Origin of the sequence: Nocardioides mesophilus, from assembly GCF_014395785.1 — a bacterium.
Lineage (GTDB): Bacteria > Actinomycetota > Actinomycetes > Propionibacteriales > Nocardioidaceae > Nocardioides_B > Nocardioides_B mesophilus.
In genome coordinates this window covers 2,692,435-2,711,242 of record NZ_CP060713.1, presented here as the reverse complement: position 1 = coordinate 2,711,242, position 18,808 = coordinate 2,692,435, and the positions used below count along the sequence as shown (strand labels likewise).

17 protein-coding genes and 1 pseudogene are annotated in these 18,808 nt (G+C 71.6%); 6 read left to right on the top strand and 12 right to left on the bottom strand.

The genetic code is table 11. From position 1 onward, the window contains the following. Positions 1-6: 6 nt before the first annotated feature. Positions 7-675, bottom strand: a complete 669-nt coding sequence (gene pdxH, locus H9L09_RS13070) for a pyridoxamine 5'-phosphate oxidase (RefSeq protein ID WP_246456003.1) — start codon at positions 673-675, stop codon at positions 7-9. 139 nt (positions 676-814) lie between these two features. Here pdxH and H9L09_RS22820 point away from each other — a divergent pair, with 139 nt between their 5' ends. Both H9L09_RS22820 and H9L09_RS13065 read left to right on the top strand, forming a co-directional pair. Beyond that, positions 815-1,252, top strand: a complete 438-nt coding sequence (locus tag H9L09_RS22820; RefSeq protein ID WP_425491683.1) for a citrate/2-methylcitrate synthase — start codon at positions 815-817, stop codon at positions 1,250-1,252. Beyond that, positions 1,198-1,923 carry a citrate synthase 2 gene (locus H9L09_RS13065; RefSeq protein WP_425491682.1) on the top strand — a complete coding sequence of 242 codons (726 nt, stop codon included), beginning with the start codon at positions 1,198-1,200 and terminating at the stop codon, positions 1,921-1,923. Before H9L09_RS22820 ends, H9L09_RS13065 begins: the two co-directional genes overlap by 55 nt. A gap of 9 nt (positions 1,924-1,932) precedes the next feature. On the opposite strand, the gene H9L09_RS13060 is transcribed toward H9L09_RS13065, so the two are convergent. Then, a complete protein-coding gene (locus H9L09_RS13060; protein WP_187577352.1) occupies positions 1,933-3,516 on the bottom strand; it encodes a peroxidase family protein in 1,584 nt (527 codons plus the stop codon). Positions 3,517-3,615: 99 nt separating this feature from the next. On the opposite strand from H9L09_RS13060, the gene H9L09_RS13055 reads away from it, so the two are divergent. Continuing rightward, the gene (locus H9L09_RS13055) at positions 3,616-4,218 is read left to right on the top strand and encodes a class I SAM-dependent methyltransferase (protein WP_187577351.1); all 603 of its coding nucleotides are present in this window, start codon (positions 3,616-3,618) and stop codon (positions 4,216-4,218) included. Here H9L09_RS13055 and H9L09_RS13050 read toward each other — a convergent pair. From H9L09_RS13050 to sucC, 4 genes and pseudogenes are all read right to left on the bottom strand, one after another. Further along, positions 4,209-4,631 carry an SRPBCC domain-containing protein gene (locus tag H9L09_RS13050; RefSeq protein WP_187577350.1) on the bottom strand — a complete coding sequence of 141 codons (423 nt, stop codon included), beginning with the start codon at positions 4,629-4,631 and terminating at the stop codon, positions 4,209-4,211. The two genes, H9L09_RS13055 and H9L09_RS13050, sit on opposite strands and share 10 nt — an antisense overlap. A 164-nt stretch (positions 4,632-4,795) precedes the next feature. After that, entirely contained in the window at positions 4,796-5,347 is a 552-nt protein-coding gene (locus H9L09_RS13045) for a GNAT family N-acetyltransferase (RefSeq protein ID WP_187577349.1), read from the bottom strand. A 174-nt stretch (positions 5,348-5,521) separates the two neighbouring features. Continuing rightward, positions 5,522-6,408: pseudogene (sucD, locus tag H9L09_RS13040) on the bottom strand (succinate--CoA ligase subunit alpha). A gap of 13 nt (positions 6,409-6,421) precedes the next feature. Beyond that, a complete protein-coding gene (gene sucC, locus H9L09_RS13035) occupies positions 6,422-7,591 on the bottom strand; it encodes an ADP-forming succinate--CoA ligase subunit beta (RefSeq protein ID WP_187577348.1) in 1,170 nt (389 codons plus the stop codon). A gap of 184 nt (positions 7,592-7,775) precedes the next feature. On the opposite strand from sucC, the gene H9L09_RS13030 reads away from it, so the two are divergent. Beyond that, a complete protein-coding gene (locus H9L09_RS13030; protein ID WP_187577347.1) occupies positions 7,776-8,687 on the top strand; it encodes an alpha/beta fold hydrolase in 912 nt (303 codons plus the stop codon). A 100-nt stretch (positions 8,688-8,787) separates the two neighbouring features. Then, positions 8,788-10,644, top strand: a complete 1,857-nt coding sequence (locus H9L09_RS13025) for a CocE/NonD family hydrolase (protein WP_187577346.1) — start codon at positions 8,788-8,790, stop codon at positions 10,642-10,644. Positions 10,645-10,696: 52 nt separating this feature from the next. Here H9L09_RS13025 and icmB read toward each other — a convergent pair whose 3' ends face one another. Further along, positions 10,697-11,116 carry a coenzyme B12-dependent isobutyryl CoA mutase small subunit gene (gene icmB, locus H9L09_RS13020; RefSeq protein WP_187580873.1) on the bottom strand — a complete coding sequence of 140 codons (420 nt, stop codon included), beginning with the start codon at positions 11,114-11,116 and terminating at the stop codon, positions 10,697-10,699. A 359-nt stretch (positions 11,117-11,475) separates the two neighbouring features. Between icmB and H9L09_RS21655 the strand changes: the two genes are divergently transcribed. After that, the gene (locus H9L09_RS21655) at positions 11,476-12,312 is read left to right on the top strand and encodes a M23 family metallopeptidase (protein ID WP_223164034.1); all 837 of its coding nucleotides are present in this window, start codon (positions 11,476-11,478) and stop codon (positions 12,310-12,312) included. Between the two features lie 27 nt (positions 12,313-12,339). On the opposite strand, the gene pcrA is transcribed toward H9L09_RS21655, so the two are convergent. The 5 genes from pcrA to zwf all read right to left on the bottom strand — a co-directional run bounded on the left by pcrA (position 12,340) and on the right by zwf (position 18,691). Further along, positions 12,340-14,805 (bottom strand): DNA helicase PcrA, encoded by a 2,466-nt coding sequence (gene pcrA, locus H9L09_RS13010; protein ID WP_187577345.1) that lies wholly within the window; start codon positions 14,803-14,805, stop codon positions 12,340-12,342. 52 nt (positions 14,806-14,857) lie between these two features. Further along, the gene (locus tag H9L09_RS13005; protein WP_187577344.1) at positions 14,858-15,340 is read right to left on the bottom strand and encodes a universal stress protein; all 483 of its coding nucleotides are present in this window, start codon (positions 15,338-15,340) and stop codon (positions 14,858-14,860) included. A 2-nt stretch (positions 15,341-15,342) separates the two neighbouring features. Then, a complete protein-coding gene (locus tag H9L09_RS13000) occupies positions 15,343-16,722 on the bottom strand; it encodes an APC family permease (protein WP_187577343.1) in 1,380 nt (459 codons plus the stop codon). Positions 16,723-16,849: 127 nt separating this feature from the next. Next, positions 16,850-17,194: a hypothetical protein gene (locus H9L09_RS12995; protein ID WP_187577342.1), complete on the bottom strand. Its 345-nt coding sequence runs from the start codon at positions 17,192-17,194 to the stop codon at positions 16,850-16,852. 21 nt (positions 17,195-17,215) lie between these two features. Continuing rightward, positions 17,216-18,691 (bottom strand): glucose-6-phosphate dehydrogenase, encoded by a 1,476-nt coding sequence (gene zwf / locus H9L09_RS12990; protein WP_187577341.1) that lies wholly within the window; start codon positions 18,689-18,691, stop codon positions 17,216-17,218. Positions 18,692-18,808: the final 117 nt, after the last annotated feature.

Sequence of the window (18,808 nt, the reverse complement as noted above, 5' to 3'; positions counted from 1 at the left end):
GTTCGGTCAGGGAGCCAGCCGCTCCACGACCCAGCCGGCGTCGCCGTCCCGGGCCCCGGCCCGGCGGTAGCGGAGCCGGTCGTGCATGCGACCGCGCCGGCCCTGCCAGAACTCCACCGCCTCGGGGGCCACCCGGAACCCGCCCCAGCTCGGCGGCAGCGGGATCTCCTCCACCTCCGCGAACCGCTCCTCGGTGGCGGCGTACCCGGCGTCGAGCTCCTCGCGCGAGGCGACCACGCTGGACTGCGGCGAGGCCCAGGCGCCGATCTGCGAGGCCCGCGGCCGGCTGCGGAAGTAGGCGATGTTCTCCTCCTCACCGAGCGGGGCGGCCCGACCGTCGACGCGGACCTGCCGCTCGAGGTCGTGCCAGGGGAACAGCAGCGCGCAGGCCGGGTGCGCGGACAGCTCCGTGCCCTTGCGGGAGCGGTAGTTGGTGAAGAAGACGAAGCCGCGCTCGTCGAGGCCCTTGAGCAGCACCAGACGAGCCGACGGGGTCCCCTCGGCGTCAGCGGTGGCGACCACCATGGCGTTGGGCTCGTGCAGGCCGGCGTCGGTGGCCTCGCGGAGCCAGCGGCGGAACATCGGCACCGGTTCCGGCTCCAGGTCCGCCTCGGCCAGGCCGCCCGCGGCGTAGTCGCGTCTCAGCTCTGCCAGCTCTCGTCCGTCCTCGGCCACGCCCCGAATCTAGCCCGCCCCGCGCCGGCGGACCCGGCGCGGGGCCACCGCCCCCGGCCCGGGTGACGGCGGCGGACGGCGGGAGGCATGATGTGGACGTTTCACCGCCGCGGGCGGTGCCACGACGAAGGAGTCGCGCATGACGGAGATCCACCACGGCCTCGAGGGCGTGATCGCGTTCGAGACCGAGATCGCCGAGCCCGACAAGGAGGGGTCGGCGCTGCGCTACCGCGGCGTGGACATCGAGGAGATCGTCGGCCGGATCCCGTTCGAGAAGGTCTGGGGCCTGCTCGTCGACGGCGCCTACGAACCGGGGCTGCCGCCGGCCGAGCCGCTGCCGATCCCGGTGCACTCGGGCGACATCCGCGTCGACGTGCAGAGCGCGATCGCGATGCTGGCGCCGATGTGGGGCCTGCAGGCCACCTACGACGTGGAGGCCGAGCAGGTCCGTGGCGACCTGGGCCGCGCCGCGGTGATGGTGCTCTCGTACGTCGCCCAGGCCGCCCGGGCATCGGCCAGCCGATGGTTCCGCAGCGCGAGGTGGACAAGGCCTCGACGCTGGCCGAGCGCTTCATGATCCGCTGGAAGGGCGAGCCGGACCCGGCACACGTGCGCGCCGTCGACGCCTACTGGGCCTCCGCCGCCGAGCACGGCATGAACGCCTCCACGTTCACCGCCCGGGTGGTCACCTCGACCGGCGCCGACGTCGGGGCGGCGCTCTCCGCGGCCGTCGGCGCGATGAGCGGGCCGCTGCACGGCGGGGCGCCGTCACGGGTGCTGGGGATGATCGACGAGGTCGAGAAGCGGGGCGACGCCCGCGCCTACGTCAAGGAGCTGCTCGACAACAAGGAGCGGCTGATGGGCTTCGGCCACCGGGTCTACCGCGCCGAGGACCCCCGGGCCCGGGTGCTGCGTCGCACCGCCCGCGAGCTCGGCGCCCCGCGCTACGAGGTCGCCGAGGAGCTGGAGAAGGCCGCGCTGGCCGAGCTCCGCGAGCGGCGCCCCGACCGGGTCCTCGAGACCAACGTGGAGTTCTGGGCCGCGATCGTCCTGGACTTCGCCGAGGTGCCGCCGCACATGTTCACCTCGATGTTCACCTGCGCGCGCACCGCCGGCTGGTCGGCGCACATCCTGGAGCAGAAGCGGACCGGGCGGCTGATCCGCCCCTCGGCGATCTACACCGGTCCGGCGGCGCGACCCGCCGACGACGTACCCGGGTTCAACGCGGCCTGGACGACCGGGAGCTGACCCGGGGGGTCACGGGCCGAGCGGGTTGAGCAGCTTCGCCTTGCCCTGGAAGGCGAACAGCAGCAGGTCGGTCATCCGGAACGTGCTGTCGTCCGGCCCGAGGGTGGGCCGGAACGCGGTGTCGCGCACGATCGAGGAGGAGCTGCCCTCCATCGCCCGGTGGAAGGTCTCCGCGACGATGCGGGCCCCGACCCCGTCGAGCTTGCCCCGGTTCAGCTCGGCCTCGCGCAGGACGTAGAACCACAGCGGCGTCCGGGTGGCCAGCGCGTCCTTCTCCGCAGAGGTGAGCGCGCCGAGCTCGGCGCCCTTGCGGCCGTCGAGGATCTGCGCGCGGGTCAGCGGGGTGACGCCGACCCCGCGGGCCTGCATTAGGGCGGCCATCTGCTGCCCGGTCGCGAGCCTGAGCATCGCGGCGCGGGTGAGGTTGCGGAAGGCCAGGTTCGCGCGGGGGTCGTCGAAGGGCACCTCCGGTCCGCCGAAGGAGCCGGTGGGCAGGTTGCGGAGCGGGTCGACGAGCAGCGTGTCGATGCGCATCGCCCGGTTCTCCTGACCCGCCGGTGCGGCCAGGTCGGGGCGGCCGGCCTCGGCGAAGGGGTACAGCCGCCGGAAGTCGCAGATCCAGTTGCTGGGCAGGCGCACGTCGCCGCCGAGGTCGCCGCTGGTGCCGGAGAACAGGAACAGCAGGTCGAGGCTGCCGGCACCGTCGGGGAAGCGACGGTTCCAGCTGTACGCCGACCGCACCATGCTGTGCCCGAGCCGGAAGGCCGCCACGGAGAACTCGACCGGCATCGTCGGGACGTCCGTCACGGAGGCACCGACCTCGAAGACCTTGCGGCCCGAGGTGAACACGTCCTCGACGACCGAGCCCTTGCAGATCCTCGGCAGGTAGTCGTGGCGGACCATCCACTGGTAGTGCTTGACGACCTTGGCGCGGGCGCGGACGAACCGCTGCGCCGCCGGCACCGAGGCCGGCAGCGTGTCCACCACCCGGTTGTGGAAGCGGATCATGGCGGTGTGCGTCTGCGCGACGGCGAGGTTCTCGTCGTTGCGGGGATCGGGGATGATCGCGCGGCGCTTCGCGGCGCTGCTGCGTCCGGCGCCGCGCGGCAGGTCGAAGCCGTCGCGGGCGGCGTCCGGGCCGATGGCCACGGTGCGCCCGAGGGCGAGGTGGCGGTCGTCGGTGTAGAACCGGGCGGACTCCGGGTCGAGCGGCCCGGCGCCGTACAACGAGTCGAGGTCGAGGCTCGGCGAGCGGCCCTGGAGCAGCTCGGCCGGGGTGATCGCCGTGCCGAGCATGACCTGGGTCCTGTCGAAGGTGAGGTCGTGGTCGAGGAACTGGCCGAGGTAGGTGTAGCCGGCCGGCACCCCGGTGGAGCCGCCGCGTCCGCTGATCATCGCGACCGCGATCTTGGTGTTGCTCCGGGTGCTGAGCGGCTTGCCCTTCGGTCCGATCCGGGAGAACCGGAACGGCGCCGCCGGTGCGAGCCGCGAAGCGGAGCCGGCGGCGGAGGTGGCCCGGGCGGCGGCGGGCCCGCCGGCCGGCTCGTCGTTCTCACCGATGATGACGTAGGTCTCGGAACCGTGAGCGTGCATCTCGTGCCCTCCTGAGCAGCTGTCTCGCAACATAGACCTGTGGCCGTTCCGTGTCACCGGCGATCCGAAGTGTCGGCGCGCTCACCTAGGTTGTCGGTCATGGGAATCGAGGAGACCAGGGCCGCGTGGGACGCCGAAGCAGTCACGTTCGACGAGGAGCCGGACCACGGGCTGCGTGATACCTCCGTGCGCGAGGTGTGGCGAGAGCTTCTGTCCCGTCACCTGCCGGCGGCGCCGGCGCGGGTCGCCGACCTCGGCTGCGGCACCGGCACGCTGTCGGTCCTGCTCGCCGAGCAGGGGTACGTCGTCGACGGGATCGACCTCTCCCCCGAGATGGTCGCGCGGGCGCGGGCGAAGGCCGCCGAGCACCCCGACGAGCTGCTCGTGAGCTTCGCCGAGGGCGACGCGTCGGCGCCACGGCTGGAGGCAGGTTGCTACGACGTCGTGCTGTGCCGGCACGTGCTGTGGGCGCTGCCGGACCCGGTCTCCGCGCTGCGCCGCTGGGCCGGGCTGCTCGTCCCGGGCGGCGCGATGCTCCTGGTCGAGGGGCACTGGTTCAACGGCGCGGGGCTGTCGGCCGCCGAGTGCCGGCGGCTGCTCGCGGCGGCGGGTCGCGACTGCGAGGTCGTGCCGCTGGCCGAGCCGGCGTACTGGGGCCGGGAGATCAGCGACGAGCGCTACCTCGCGCTCAGTCAGGCCTGAGCCGCTTCGGCGTACTGCTCCAGGATCAGCGCCCAGTCCCCGAACTTCTCCCGGAACGCGGCGTTGCCGTCGTGCCAGCCGTCGTGACGGAGCGTCACCTCGGTGCCCTCCCCGGTGGGCGTGAACGTGACCGTGATCGACGAGGGCTGAGCGGGATCCTGGGCGAGGACCCACGACTGCCCGTAGATCTCGCCCGGCGACCACGAGGTCACCTCGCCGATGGCGTGCTCGGCGCCGTCGGACATCCGCAGGTAGACCCGGCCCCCGACGTGCGGCTCGAGGACCACCGTGTCGAGGGTGTCGGGGTCCGGGCTGTACGCCGGCGGCCACCACTCGTCGATCCGGTCGGTGAAGGCGGCGAACGCCTCCCCGCACGTGCACGTGACAGTCACCGTCTCGGTGATCGGCTCCATGCCGCGAGTCTCGCACGCCGGAGCGATCCGAGGGCTTCTCGGATCGCGCGGTGCCACCATGTCGTCGGCCGGGGCGTCGACCGACCGGCGACCCCGTGCACGACGAGTCGGAGCTCAGGCCGACGTGGCACTGGCAGGGCCCTACTCGGACGGCGTTCCTCGGCTCACGGCCGAGCTACGGCGTCCTCGGGGCGCCACTCAGGGGCCAACAGGCTGTACACATCGGAGTCTCGCCAACCGTCACGGATGAGGACGGTCTCGCGAAGACGACCCTCGTAGGTCATCCCCACGCGTTGAAGCACGCTGGCCGACCCGACGTTGCGTGGGTCGCAGGTCGCGAAGATCCGGTGCACCCCGTGCGAGACGAAGCCGAGCTCGAGCAGCTTCCGCACGGCCGACGTGGCGTGGCCATGGCCCCAGTGGTCAGGGTGGAGGCCGTAGCCGATCTCGGCCTGGGCGTGGCCGCGAAGATTGAGCTCGCAGTTGCCGATGACTGCACCGCCAGAGGTGATGACGTAGACGAACCTCGTCCGCGGCTGCTCACTCCAGGCCGAGACCGCATCCGCCACGAAGGTCCGGGTCTGGTTCTCGTCATTGGGTCCCCACGCCTGATACCGGCAGACCTGGTCCAGGGCCGCCCACGAGTGGATGGCGCGCCAGTCCGCGGCCAGGACGGGTCTGATGTCGGTCCGGCTCAGCTCCGTGGTGCCTGTCATGGAACGCACTGTGCCACGGCCCACCCGGGTGTCAGCCGTCCCCCGCATGGTGTGCGGGGCCGTCGTGGCAACCACCCCAGCGCTCTGGTACGTGAACCCGCAGGCTCCCTCCCTCCGACGGAAGAGGAAGGCCCCCGGGATCACTCCCGGGGGCCTTCGCACGTCTCGACCTGCTCAGAGGTTCTGCAGGATCTCCCGCATCAGCTGCGCGGTCGCCGACGGCGTCTTGCCGACCTTGACCCCGACCGCCTCGAGCGCCTCCTGCTTGGCCTGCGCGGTGCCGGAGGAGCCCGACACGATCGCACCGGCGTGGCCCATCGTCTTGCCCTCGGGGGCGGTGAAGCCCGCGACGTAACCGACGACCGGCTTGGTGACGTGGTCCTTGATGTACGCCGCCGCCCGCTCCTCGGCGTCGCCGCCGATCTCGCCGATCATCACGATCGCGTCGGTGTCCGGGTCCTCCTCGAACGCCTTGAGGCAGTCGATGTGGGTGGTCCCGATGATCGGGTCCCCGCCGATCCCGACCGCGGAGGAGAAGCCGAAGTCACGCAGCTCGTACATCATCTGGTAGGTCAGGGTGCCGGACTTCGACACCAGACCGACGCGGCCGCCCTTGGTGATGTCGGCGGGGATGATGCCGGCGTTCGACTTCCCGGGGCTGATCAGGCCCGGGCAGTTCGGCCCGATGATCCGGGTGGTGCCCTTGGCCTGCGCGTAGGAGAAGAACTCCGCCGTGTCGTGCACGGGGACGCCCTCGGTGATCACCACGACCAGCGGCATGCCCGCGTCGACGGCCTCGATGACCGCACCCTTGGTGCCGGCCGGGGGACGAAGACGACGGAGACGTCGGCACCGGTGGCGTCCATGGCCTCCTTGACCGAGCCGAACACCGGCACCGAGGTGCCGCCGTCGAAGTCGACGCTCTGGCCGGCCTTCTTCGGGTTCACGCCGCCGACGATGTTCGTCCCGGAGGCGAGCATCCGCTGCGTGTGCTTCTTGCCCTCCGAGCCGGTCATGCCCTGGACGACGACCTTGCTGTTCTCATTCAGGAAAATCGACATGTTCTCTCGTCCTCTACTTCGCAGCCAGCTCGGCAGCGCGGTCCGCAGCGCCGTCCATCGTGTCCACCAGGGTGACCAGCGGGTGGTTGGCCTCGTTCAGGATCCGACGGCCCTCCTCCACGTTGTTGCCGTCCAGACGCACCACGAGCGGCTTGTTGGCCTCGTCGCCGAGCAGCTCGAGAGCGTGCACGATGCCGTTGGCCACCGCGTCGCAGGAGGTGATGCCGCCGAAGACGTTCACGAACACGCTCTTGACCTGGGGGTCGCCCAGGATGACGTGCAGACCGTTGGCCATCACCTCCGCGGAGGCACCGCCGCCGATGTCGAGGAAGTTGGCGGGCTCCACGTTGTCGTGCGCCTCGCCGGCGTAGGCCACCACGTCGAGCGTGGACATCACCAGTCCGGCACCGTTGCCGATGATCCCGACCGCGCCGTCGAGCTTGACGTAGTTCAGGCCCTTCTCCTTGGCCTGCGCCTCCAGCTGCGAGCCGGCGCCGGAGTCGGCGACGTCGAAGTCGGCGTGGTCGGGGTGCCGGAAGGCGGCGTTCTCGTCGAGGGTGACCTTGCCGTCGAGCGCCTCGAGGTGTCCGTCACCGAGACGGACCAGCGGGTTCACCTCGACCAGCGAGGCGTCCTCGGCGATGAAGACGTCCCAGAGCTTCTTGACGACGGCCTTCGCCTCCTCGGCGACCTCCGCCGGGAACCGGGTGGTGGCCACGATCTCGGCGGCCTTGGCGTCGTCCACGCCGGTCTGCGGGTCGATGGAGACCTTCGCGACCGCGTCGGGGTTGGTGCGCGCGACCTCCTCGATCTCGACACCGCCCTCGATGCTCGCGATGCAGAGGTAGTTGCGGTGCGCCCGGTCGACGAGGAACGAGAAGTAGTACTCCTCCGCGATGTCGGCGGCGGGCGCCAGCAGGACGCGGTGGACCGTGTGGCCCTTGATGTCCATGCCGAGGATCTCGCGGGCCAGCTCGACGGCCTCCTGCGGGTCCTTGGCGAGCTTGACGCCACCGGCCTTGCCGCGACCACCGACCTTGACCTGTGCCTTGACGACCACCCGGCCGCCCAGCGCCTCCGCGGCAGCGGCGGCGTCCTCGGCCTTCTCGACGACGGTGCCGAGCGTGACCGGCACGTCATGCTTGGCGAAGAGCTGCTTCGCCTGGTACTCCATCAGATCCACAGGTATACCCGTCCTTGTCCGTTTGGGTCCTCATCGGCGGTCGGCGCGCACGAGCCCGGGAAGGTCCGGGCCGTGACCGGCACGCTGGTCCTGGGCTGACCCTAGTCCTGTGCGCCGCGTCACTACCACGTCGGTCCCGTCACACCATCGCGACACGTCTACCCGCACCAAGAGGAGCGCAACCGTGGCCCCCACCCGGCTGATCCCGTCCACCGGCCTCTCGATCGCCGTCCGCGAGCACACCCCGCCCGGGCCGGACCGGGCCACCGTCGTCCTGGTCCACGGCTACCCGGACCAGCAGGAGATGTGGGACCCGCTGGTCGACCGGCTGGAGCGGGCGTCGGGCGGCAGCCTGCACCTGGTGACCTACGACGTCCGCGGCGCCGGAGCGTCCGGGGTGCCGGAAGCCACCCGCGACTACCGCACCGAGCTGCTCGTCGACGACCTGTGCGCGGTCCTCGACGCGGTGCTGCCGGCCGGTGGCCGGGCGCACCTGGTCGGGCACGACTGGGGCTCGGTGCAGCTCTGGGACGCCGTGACCACCGAGGCCACGGATCCGCGGCTGCATGGCCGGATCGCCTCGTTCACCTCGATCAGCGGGCCCTCGCTGGACCACACCGCCTGGTTGGCCCGGCACCCCCGGGGTCGGCGGCTCCGGCTGCTCCGGCAGGCCCTGCACTCGACGTACGTCGCCGCCTTCCAGGTCCCGGTGCTGCCCGATCTGGCCTGGCGGCACCTGCACCCGGCCATCGGCCGGCTGGTCGCCGCCCAGGAGCGGCTCGGCGGCGGCCACTGGGGGCCCGAGCTCGGCCGCAACGCCGCCCACGGCCTGGGGCTCTACCGCGCCAACGTGCCGATCCGGCCGACGGCGACCGAGGCGAGGAAGCGCGGACGCGAGCTGCCGCACACCGACGTCCCGGTGCTGGTGATCCGGCCGGTGCACGACCACTACCTCACCGCGCTGATCCTCGAGGACCTCGACCTGATCTGCGGCGAGGTCCGCGTCCAGGAGGTGGACGGCGGCCACTGGGTGGCCCGGACCGATCCCGACACCGTCGCCGCCCACGTCCTCGAGCACGTCCGGGCCCACCCCTGAGCGCCGGGTGAGCCGGCCGGCGTACCCAAAGTCGCGGCGGCTCGTTGTTCCCCGAGAACAGCACCCGGCGCCGGACCGGGTCGAGTCATCGGGAGCATCCATGGGCAGAGCACGACGAGCAGGCCTGGCAGCGGCGGCGGGGATCCTGGGCAGCGCGGGGCTGGGTGTCACCGGCCCCGGTCCGCAGGCGGCGGCGGCCGCGGACGACACCCCGGGCTACTCGCTGCGGCACATCTTCGTCGACACGCTGGTCGGGCCCGCCGGCGACCAGCCGTGCCGGATCAGCGCCGACCTGTACACCCCCGACGGCGCCGGGCGCCGGCACCGCAAGCCGGCGATCCTCACCACCCACGGCTTCGGCGGCGACAAGGCCGACGGCAACCAGACCGCGACCGCCCGGGGCTTCGTGCGCGAGGGCTACGTGGTGCTCTCCTACTCCGGCCTCGGCTTCGGTGGCTCGGAGTGCAAGATCCGCCTCGACGACCCGGCCTGGGACGGGAAGGCCGGCAAGCAGCTGGTCGACGTGCTGGCCGGCGAGCGACCCTACGTCGACGAGGCCACCGGCACGCGCGGCCGGGTCCGCACCGTGGCCCGCGAGCGGGCCGGGGACCCGAGGGTCGGCATGATCGGCGGCTCCTACGGCGGTCAGGTCCAGTACGCCGTCGCGATGCAGGACAAGCGGATCGACGCGCTGATCCCGATCATCACCTGGAACGACCTGGCCTACTCGCTGGCGCCGAACAACACCGACTTCACCGGTGACCGGGCCGGCGTCTCCTCCGCCACCCCGGGAGTGGCGAAGAAGGAGTGGGTCGACCTCTTCTTCGGCGCCGGCATCCTCGACGGCATCGACGACGCCCAGGTGGACCCGGCACGCAACGTCGGCTGCCCGAACTTCGCCGACGACGTGTGCCCGGCCGCGGTCGTCCTCAACACCGCCGGCTACCCCGACCAGACCGTGCAGGACATCGCCCGGCGCGCCTCGGTGGCGCACTACCTGCGCCGCATCTCAGCCCCCACCCTGCTCGTCCAGGGCCAGAAGGACACGCTGTTTAACCTGCAGGAGGCGGCCGCGACCTACCGCGGCCTGCGCCGCCAGGGCACCGAGGTCGCGATGGTCTGGCAGTCCTGGGGCCACTCGGGCAGCACCCCCGCCCCCGGCGAGCTGGACCTGTCGGCCGGCTCCCTGCGCGACTCCTACCTCGGGCGCCGGTTCCTGGCGTGGATGGACCGCAACGTGCGCGGCGACCGTTCGGTGCCGGCCGGCCCGGCGTTCTCCTACTTCCGCGACTGGGTCCGTTACAACACCTCGCCGCGGGCGGCCGGACGGGCGGTGGCCAAGGCGTACGCCGAGCGTTCGTCGTTCTCCGCCGGGCAGACCGGGACGCTGTACCTCTCCGGCTCGGACCGGCTGGTCCGCCGCTCCGGGGCCGTGCGCAGCGGCGCGGCGTCCTACGCCAACGCCGGGCCGGCGCCCACGTCGTACTCCGAGACCTCGGGCCTCGAGGGCAACCAGGTGAACCAGCCGGTCTCCGACGCCCCCGGGACGTTCGTCGCCTTCACCAGTCGACCGCTGGCACGCGGTGTGGCCGTCGTCGGCTCGCCGCGGCTGACCCTGCACCTCGACGCCCCGGTCGCCGCGCAGTCGCAGGCCGCCGGCCCGGCCGGCCAGCTGGTGCTGTTCGTGAAGCTGTACGACGTTGCCCCCGACGGCACCCCGACGTTGAAGAACCGGCTGATCTCCCCCGTGCGGGTCGGCGACGTCACCGCACCGGTCCGGGTCACGCTGCCCGCGATCGTGCACAGGCTGCGGGCCGGCCACCGGCTCCAGGTCGTGGTCGCCGCCAGCGACGCGGCCTACGCCGGCAACGCGACGGCGCAGCCGGTCACGGTGACGACCAGCCCGGCGGCGCCGAGCGTCCTCCGGCTGCCGCTCACCGGGGAGCTGCGGTTCTGACCGCCGGGGCCTGACCGACGACCGGACCCGCGACCGGACGAGCGGTCGGCGGTCAGGCGTCCGCCGGCGAGCTCGACTCGTCCTGCACGTTCTCGCGCACCCAGTCGACGATCGAGGTGGTGGTGGCACCCGGGGTGAACACCTGGGCCACCCCCATCTCCTTCAGCAGCGGGATGTCGCCCTCGGGGATGATCCCGCCACCGATCACGACGATGTCGCGCGCATCGCGCTCGTCGAGCAGGTCGAGCAGCTTCTTGAACAAGGTCATGTGCGCGCCGGAGAGCACGGACAGCCCGATGACGTCGGCGTCCTCCTGGATGGCGGTCTCGACGATCTGCTCGGGCGTCTGGTGCAGGCCGGTGTAGATCACCTCGTGACCGGCGTCGCGCAGCGCACGCGCGATGACCTTGGCGCCGCGGTCGTGCCCGTCGAGCCCGGGCTTGGCCACCACGATCCGGATCGGAGCCACCATGGTCCTCACACCTGCCTTCTCACCAGTCGGACGCTCGCACCCTAACCGACTCCCGTCGCGGACCGGCAGGCGCGCAGAGGTTTGCCGCGGCGTGACATCGGGCACCCACCCGCTCGAGTGCGTCGTACGACCAGGCGCACGGCACCCCCTGGTGTGACCCACGGCACCCCCAGGGGCAGGACCCGTTGTGCGCTTAGCGTGACTATTCCGTTATGGTTTCCTCTTGCGTGTCCCCGACGTAAGGATCCCTATCCGTGGCTGACCACCGTGCTGAGAGGCAATCGTCCTCTCGCCGGTCCGTGACCATCTCGAACGGGGCGACTGGTTCGCGGGCTTCCGCACCTGGCAAGCGCAAGGCCGTGAAGAGCGACCGGCCGGCGCGGGCGACTGCTTCCGTCGCTGCATGCGAGGCCGACCTCGGCGTGCACACCGGCGGCCGCAAGAAGCTGATCAAGGGCCTGCCGTCGGCGCCCGCACTGCTCGGCGCAGCCGCCCTCGCGCTGGCCGCCGTGGGCGCCGTCTCCAGCCAGCCGGGCACCCCCGCCTCGGCCAGTGACTACTCCAAGTTCGACAGCCAGGCCAGCGTGCTCAGTGCCGCCAGCAGCACCGGCTCGAGCGACCCGCTGGCCGGGCGAGCCCGGGCGATCAGCCGTGACAGCCAGCGCGAGGCGCAGGCCGACGCCGCGGACGCGAAGCTCCAGGCCGCCGCCGAAAGCCAGGCCAAGGAGCGCAACGCCGCCCTCGCAGCGCTCGCCGAGAGCGCCGAGCGGCACGCCGACGACCTCGCGGCCAATGCCTGGCAGCTGCCGGTGAGCGCCGGCGTCTACCACCTGACCTCCCGCTTCGGTGAGTGCTCCTACCTCTGGTCGAGATGCCACACCGGTCTGGACTTCGCCGCTCCGACCGGCACCACGATCAGCGCGGTCGCGGCCGGCACCGTCACCGAGGCCGGCTACGCGGGCGCCTACGGCAACCGGACGATCGTCACCCTCGAGGACGGCACCGAGCTGTGGTACTGCCACCAGAACAGCTTCGGCGTCTCGGTCGGCGACACCGTCCGCCCGGGGGACCTGATCGGGTACGTCGGTTCCACCGGCAACGTCACCGGACCGCACCTGCACCTCGAGGTGCGTCCCGGCGCCGGTGACCCGGTGGACCCGTTCCAGGCGCTCCTGGTCCACGGCATCCAGCCCTGACGTCCGCGACGTCCGCCTCGCCGCGGGTCAGAGCTTCTCGACCGGGGCGTAGCGCAGCAGCAGCCGCTTGACGCCCTGGGAGCCGAAGTCGATCGAGGCGACCGCCTTGTCGGCGACCCCCTCCACCGTCACCACGCTGCCCATCCCGAAGGTGTCGTGCAGGACCCGGTCCCCCGGGGCCAGCGAAGGCACCTCGCGGGTGCGGGCCTTGGCGTCCGCGTCGGCGCGGACGGCGGCGCTGCCGAAGCGCCGGGTCGGCGGGCCCGCCGTGCGGCTGGGCAGCGACGACTGCACCGGCCGGTTCCAGGAGGTCTGCGCGGCCTCGGTGCGCCGCCAGTCGACGAGGTCGACCGGAAGCTCGTCGAGGAACCGGGAGGCGGGGTTGTGCGCCGGCGCGCCCCAGGCGGAGCGCACCACCGCGCGGGAGAGGTAGAGCCGTCGCTGCGCTCGGGTGAGGCCGACGTAGGCGAGCCGGCGCTCCTCCTCGAGCTCGTGCTGGTCGCCGAGGGCCCGCTGGTGCGGGAAGATGCCGTCCTCCAGACCGGTCAGGAAGACCACCGGGAACTCCAGTCCCTTCGCGGTGTGCAGGGTCATCAGCGTGACGACGCCCCCGTCGTCCACGCCGTCCTCGGGCTGGTCGGGGATCTGGTCGGAGTCGGCCACCAGGGCGACCCGCTCGAGGAAGTCGCCGAGACCGGGCGTGGCCGGGTCGGGGTCGGCGGGATCGGCCGAGGGGCCGAGCTGCGGCTCGTCGGCGAACTCCCGGGCGACGGCGACCAGCTCGGCGAGGTTCTCCACCCGGGTCTCGTCCTGCGGGTCCTCGCTGGCCTCCAGCTCGGCGAGGTAGCCGCTGCGGGTCAGCACCTGCTCCAGGATCACGTCGGCGCGCTCGTCGGCGGCGACCATCGACTGCAGCTCCTCGACCATCTCCACGAAGCCGCGGATGCAGGTCAACGACCGGGTGGCGATGCCGGGCGCCTCCTCGGCACGCCGCAGCGCCTCCCAGAAGCTCAACCGCTCGCGCTGCGCCAGCGCCTCGACGCAGGCCTCGGCCCGCTCGCCGATACCACGCTTGGGGGTGTTGAGGATCCGGCGCAACGAGATCTCGTCTGCCGGGTTGGCCAGCATCCGGAGGTAGGCCAGCGCGTCGCGGACCTCGCGCCGCTCGTAGAAGCGCACCCCGCCGACCACCTTGTAGGGCATGCCGACCCGGATGAACACCTCCTCGAACACCCGGGACTGGGCGTTGGTGCGGTAGAAGATCGCCACGTCGCGCGGCTTCGCGCTTCCGGCGTCGCTGAGCTTGTCGATCTCCTCGGAGACGAACCTCGCCTCGTCGTGCTCGTCGTCGGCCACGTAGCCGACCATCCGCTCGCCGTCGCCGGCGTCGGACCAGAGGTTCTTGGCCTTGCGGCCCTTGTTGCGGCTGATCACCGCGTTGGCCGCGGTGAGGATGGTCTGGGTGGAGCGGTAGTTCTGCTCGAGCAGCACCGTCCGCGCCGAGGGGAAGTCCTCCTCGAACTGCAGGATGTTGCGGATGTTCGCGCCGCGGAAGGCGTAGATCGACTGGTCCGCGTCGCCGACCACCATCAGCTCGGACGGCTCGACGCCCTTCTCCGCGGCCCCGGCGCCCGCGGGGCTGTCGGGGCCGGCCCCGGTGACCGGGCCGCAGAGCTCACGGATCAGGGCGTACTGCGCGTGGTTGGTGTCTTGGTACTCGTCGACGAGCACGTGGCGGAACCGGCGGCGGTAGTTCTCGCGGACGTCGGGGAAGGCCTGGAACAGGTGCACCGTCGTCATGATCAGGTCGTCGAAGTCGAGGGCGTTGGCCTCGCGCAGCCGACGCTGGTAGTGGGTGTAGGCCTCGGCGTAGGTCTCCTCCAGGTGGTTCTTGGCGTTCTTGACCGCGTCCTCGTGGTCGACCAGCTCGTTCTTCTGGTTGGAGACCCAGTTGAGCATCGCCCGCGGCTGGTAGCGCTTGGGGTCGAGGTCGAGGTCGCGCGCCACCAGGGTCATCAGCCGCTTGGAGTCGGCGGCGTCATAGATCGAGAACGACGACTTGTAGCCGAACCGGTCGATCTCCTTGCGCAGGATCCGCACGCAGGCGGAGTGGAAGGTGGAGACCCACATGATCCGCGCGCGTCGCCCCACCAGCTCCTCGACCCGCTCGCGCATCTCGGCGGCGGCCTTGTTGGTGAAGGTGATCGCCAGGATCGACCCCGGGTGCGCGTCGCGCTCCGCGATGAGCCAGGCGATCCGGCGGGTCAGCACGCGGGTCTTGCCGGACCCGGCGCCGGCGACGACGAGCAGCGGGGTGCCGGCGTGCACGACCGCCTGGCGCTGCGGCTCGTTGAGGCCCTCCAGCAGCTGCTCCGGCGTGACGCCGCGACGCCCGCGTCGCTCACCGCTCGCCCCGGGCTCGGCCTCCCGGTCGGAGGGCCGCGCGGCCTCGTGGTCGGAGGGGGCCTGGGGGATCGGGAACAACGCGCTCATGTCCCGCCCAGCCTACGTCCCGGGACCGACCGGAACCGCCCCGGCGCCGGGCTCAGCCGCGCTTGCGGGTCGCGAGACGACGCTTGCGCTGCGGCGGCCGCACCACCAGCACCGGGCACGGCGCGTAGTGCTGGACCCGCTGGGCGGTGCTGCCGACCCGGACCGTGTCGGTGATCCCGCGGCCGCCGGCCGCGACGACCAGCAGACCTGCGTCGAGCTGCTTGGCGGCCTTGATGATCTCGTTGGCCGGCGAGCCGCTCCGCAACCGCTTGTGGACCCGGGGCCCCCAGCCGTCGAACTCACCGGCGACCACGTCGAGGGCCCGCTGCGCGGACTCGCGGAACGACCCCATCTCGGAGTCGACGCTGCGCTGCTCGGTCCCGGACAGCTCGTCGGCGAAGGCGACCGCGGCCAGCGGCCGGATCACCGCGACGATCGAGACGTCGGTGACCTTGGTCGGGTCCGCGAACGACTTCAGCTTCCTGGCGGCGGCCAGGGACTGGCGGGAGCCGTCGGTGGCGATCAGCACGTGCATGCTCAGGCTCCCGTCTCGACCGGGCGGTCCCGGCGGCCGAAGAAGTGCTCGATGGCGAACAGCGCGAGCCCGAGCGCCAGCAGGACGGCGCAGTAGATCAGGGAGCGCGGGTCGGTGTAGAGGACGTAGCCGAGCAGCACCGCGTTGCCGACCAGGCCGATCACCAGCAACGGCACCGGCGGCCGGAAGGTGTGCTCGTCCTCGTCGTGGCCGCGCAGCTTCATCGCGGCGACGATGACCAGCCCGTAGATGAAGAGGGTGAAGACCACGGTGACCGCCACGAGACGCTCCAGGTCGGCCGGGGAGAGCAGCAGGCCGGCCACCACGACGGCGGAGAAGATCAGCGCCACCCACGGACTCCGACGGGAGCGGTGGATCCTGGCGAAGGCACCCGGGACGACGTCCTCGCGGGCCATGCCGTAGAGGATCCGCGACTCGGTCACGAGGGCGACCAGGGTGGTGTTGGTGATGGCGATCATCGCGATGATCGCGAAGGCGATCGTCATGATCCCGACCGGGACGGGCAGCAGGTCAGCCTTGATCACCTCGAGGAGCGCGGCGTCGGAGTCGGCCAGGGTGCCGATCGGCACCGTCAGTGCCGCGGTGATGGCGACCAGCACGTAGAGCACCCCGGCGACCACCATGCCGCCGACGAGCGCCCGCGGGAAGGTGCGGTGCGGCTCCACGGTCTCCTCGGCGACGTTGGCGGCGTTCTCGAAGCCGGTCATGGCGAAGAACGCCAGCGCGACGCCGGCGACCACCGCGAACAGCGGGCTCTTGCCGGCCGCGTCGAAAGAGGTCAGCGTGCCGAGGTCGGCCTTGCCCTGGACGACGTACATCACGCCGATGCCCATGATGATCACCAGGCCACCGACCTCGACGATCGTCATCACCAGGTTGGCCACCACCGACTCGGTGATGCCGATGAAGTTCACCACTGCGAGCACCACGATGAAGGCGAGCCCGAGAAGCAGCGCCGGCGGCAGCGCCCACACCTGCTGGAAGTAGGCCGCGAACCCGGTCGCGAGCGACCCGGCCGCCGCGAAGCTCGCCGACAGCATGCAGACCGTGATCAGGAAGGTGAGGAACCGGTTGCGGAACGCCAGGTTCACGAAGAGGGCGGCACCGGCCGCCCTCGGGTACTTCGTCACCAGCTCCGCATAGGCGAGGCCGGTGATGGTGGCCACCGTGACGCCGACGGCGAAGGCGATCCAGAACGCGCCTCCCACCGCACCGGCGACGCTGCCGATCAGGACGTAGATGCCCGAGCCGAGCACGTCACCGAGGACGTAGAAGAAGAGCAGCCGGCCGGTGATCGAGCGCTTGAGGCCGGTCTCCTCGTCGGGGACCCCTCTCGCGTCGGTGACCTGGGTCTCGGACATGGGGTGCCTCGCTCTCGACGGGGCAGCCCGTCACCACCCTGTGGGGACCCCGTCTACCCAGCGCGCCTTGCCTGAAACGCCGGAGTCGTTCCCAGGGACCGCAGCGTCGACGCCCGCCGGGGTCCGGTCAGTGCCAGAACACCGCGACGGCGATGTTGGCCGCGGTCAGCCCCATCAGCCCGAAGAACAGCCCGTCGGGGATCGAGGGCTTCTTGCGGTTGACCCAGATCAGCGCCCCGATCACCAGCGCCACCACGAGCTTCACGCCGAACTTGGCGTGGTTGACCTCGTCGTCCCCGGCCTCGAGGACCCCGAGCAGCAGGACGCCGGTGACGAGCTGAGTGAGGATGCCGTGCCACATGGCGTTGTTGACGACCCGCGGGTGCGTGGACACCTGGACGAAGAGCCCGCCGAAGAGAGCGGCGAGCCCGATGAAGTGAAGGAACAGGAGAAGGTCCTGCAGGAAGTCCATGCCCTCAACCTAGAGGGCCGCTCACTCCGCGGTCGCGTTGGGCCGACGCCAGACCCGCTCGAAGGGCAGCCGCCAGGCATGCGGCGCGATCAGCTGGTGGATGGCGTTCGGACCCCAGGTGCCGGGCTGGTAGATCCGCACCGGCGGCGGGTCGGCGAGCAGCGGACGCGACAGGTCCCACAGCGACTCGATGCCCTCCGCCTTGGTGAAGAGCGTGTGGTCCCCGCGCATCGCGTCGTGGATGAGCCGCTCGTACGCCTCGAGCCCGGCGCCGGCGTACCCGGACTCGTGCAGGGCGAACTGCATCGACAGCTTGTCCAGCTTCATGCCCGGTCCGGGCCGCTTGCCGTAGAACGACAGCGACATCTTCGAGGAGTCCGCGAGGTCGAAGGTGAGGTGGTCCGGGCCGTGCGCGCCCACCCCGGAACCGGACGGGAACATCGTGCGCGGCGGCTCCTTGAAGGCGATCGAGATGATCCTCGCCCCCTCGGCCATCTTCTTGCCGGTGCGCAGGAAGAACGGCACCCCGGCCCACCGCCAGTTGTCGATGTAGGCCTTGAGCGCGACGAACGTCTCGGTGTCGGAGTCCGGCGAGATCCCCTCACGCTCGCGGTAGCCGGCGAACTGGCCGCGGACCACGTGGTGCGGCTCGATCGCGCACATCGAGCGGAAGACCTTGTTCTTCTCCTCGCCGATCGGGCCCGGGTCCAGCGCCGTCGGCGGCTCCATCGCCATGAAGGCCAGCACCTGGAACAGGTGGGTCACCACCATGTCCTTGTAGGCGCCGGTGGCCTCGTAGAACTTCTCCCGGCCCTCGAGGCCGAGCGTCTCCGGCACGTCGATCTGCACGTGGTCGATGTGGTTGCGGTTCCAGATCGGCTCGAACAGTCCGTTGGCGAAGCGGAACGCCAGGATGTTCTGCGCCGCCTCCTTCCCCAGGAAGTGGTCGATGCGGAAGATCTGGTCCTCGGAGAAGACCTCGTGCAGCTGCCGGTTCAGCTCGCGTGCCGAGCCCAGGTCGGTCCCGAACGGCTTCTCCATGATGATCCGGGCCCGCTGCACCAGCCCGGCCTCGGCGAGCCCGTGCACCGCCGGCAGCGCCGCGCTCGGCGGGACGCTCAGGTAGTGCAGGTAGTGCACCGGCTGCCCGCCGGTCTCCTCGACCAGCCCCGCCTCGGCCTCGGCGACCGCGTCGGCGAGCGCCTGCGGTCCCTTGCCGGAGGGCACGTAGCTCAACCTCGGGGCGAACTCAGCCCACTGCTCCTCGTCGAACTGCCGGCCGTTGCGCTGCAGGCAGGCGTCGCGGGCCAGCTCCCGGAAGTCGTCGGTGCTGATCTCGTCCAACGACGTACCGACGACCCGGGTCCGCGACGCCAGCCCGGCCTGGAAAAGGTGCAGCAGGCCGGGGATCAGCTTGCGCTTGGCCAGGTCACCGGTGGCTCCGACCAGCACGATCACGTGCGGGTCGGCCTGGACCTCGGCGTTGACTGAGTTCATGGCGCAGACGGTACGCCGCCGCGTCCGGCGCGCCCAGTACCGCGACGCCGGCTGGAACACGTTCCATACACTCGGGGGACACGAGGTCGGCAGGGCCACCGGAGGCCACCAGATCGC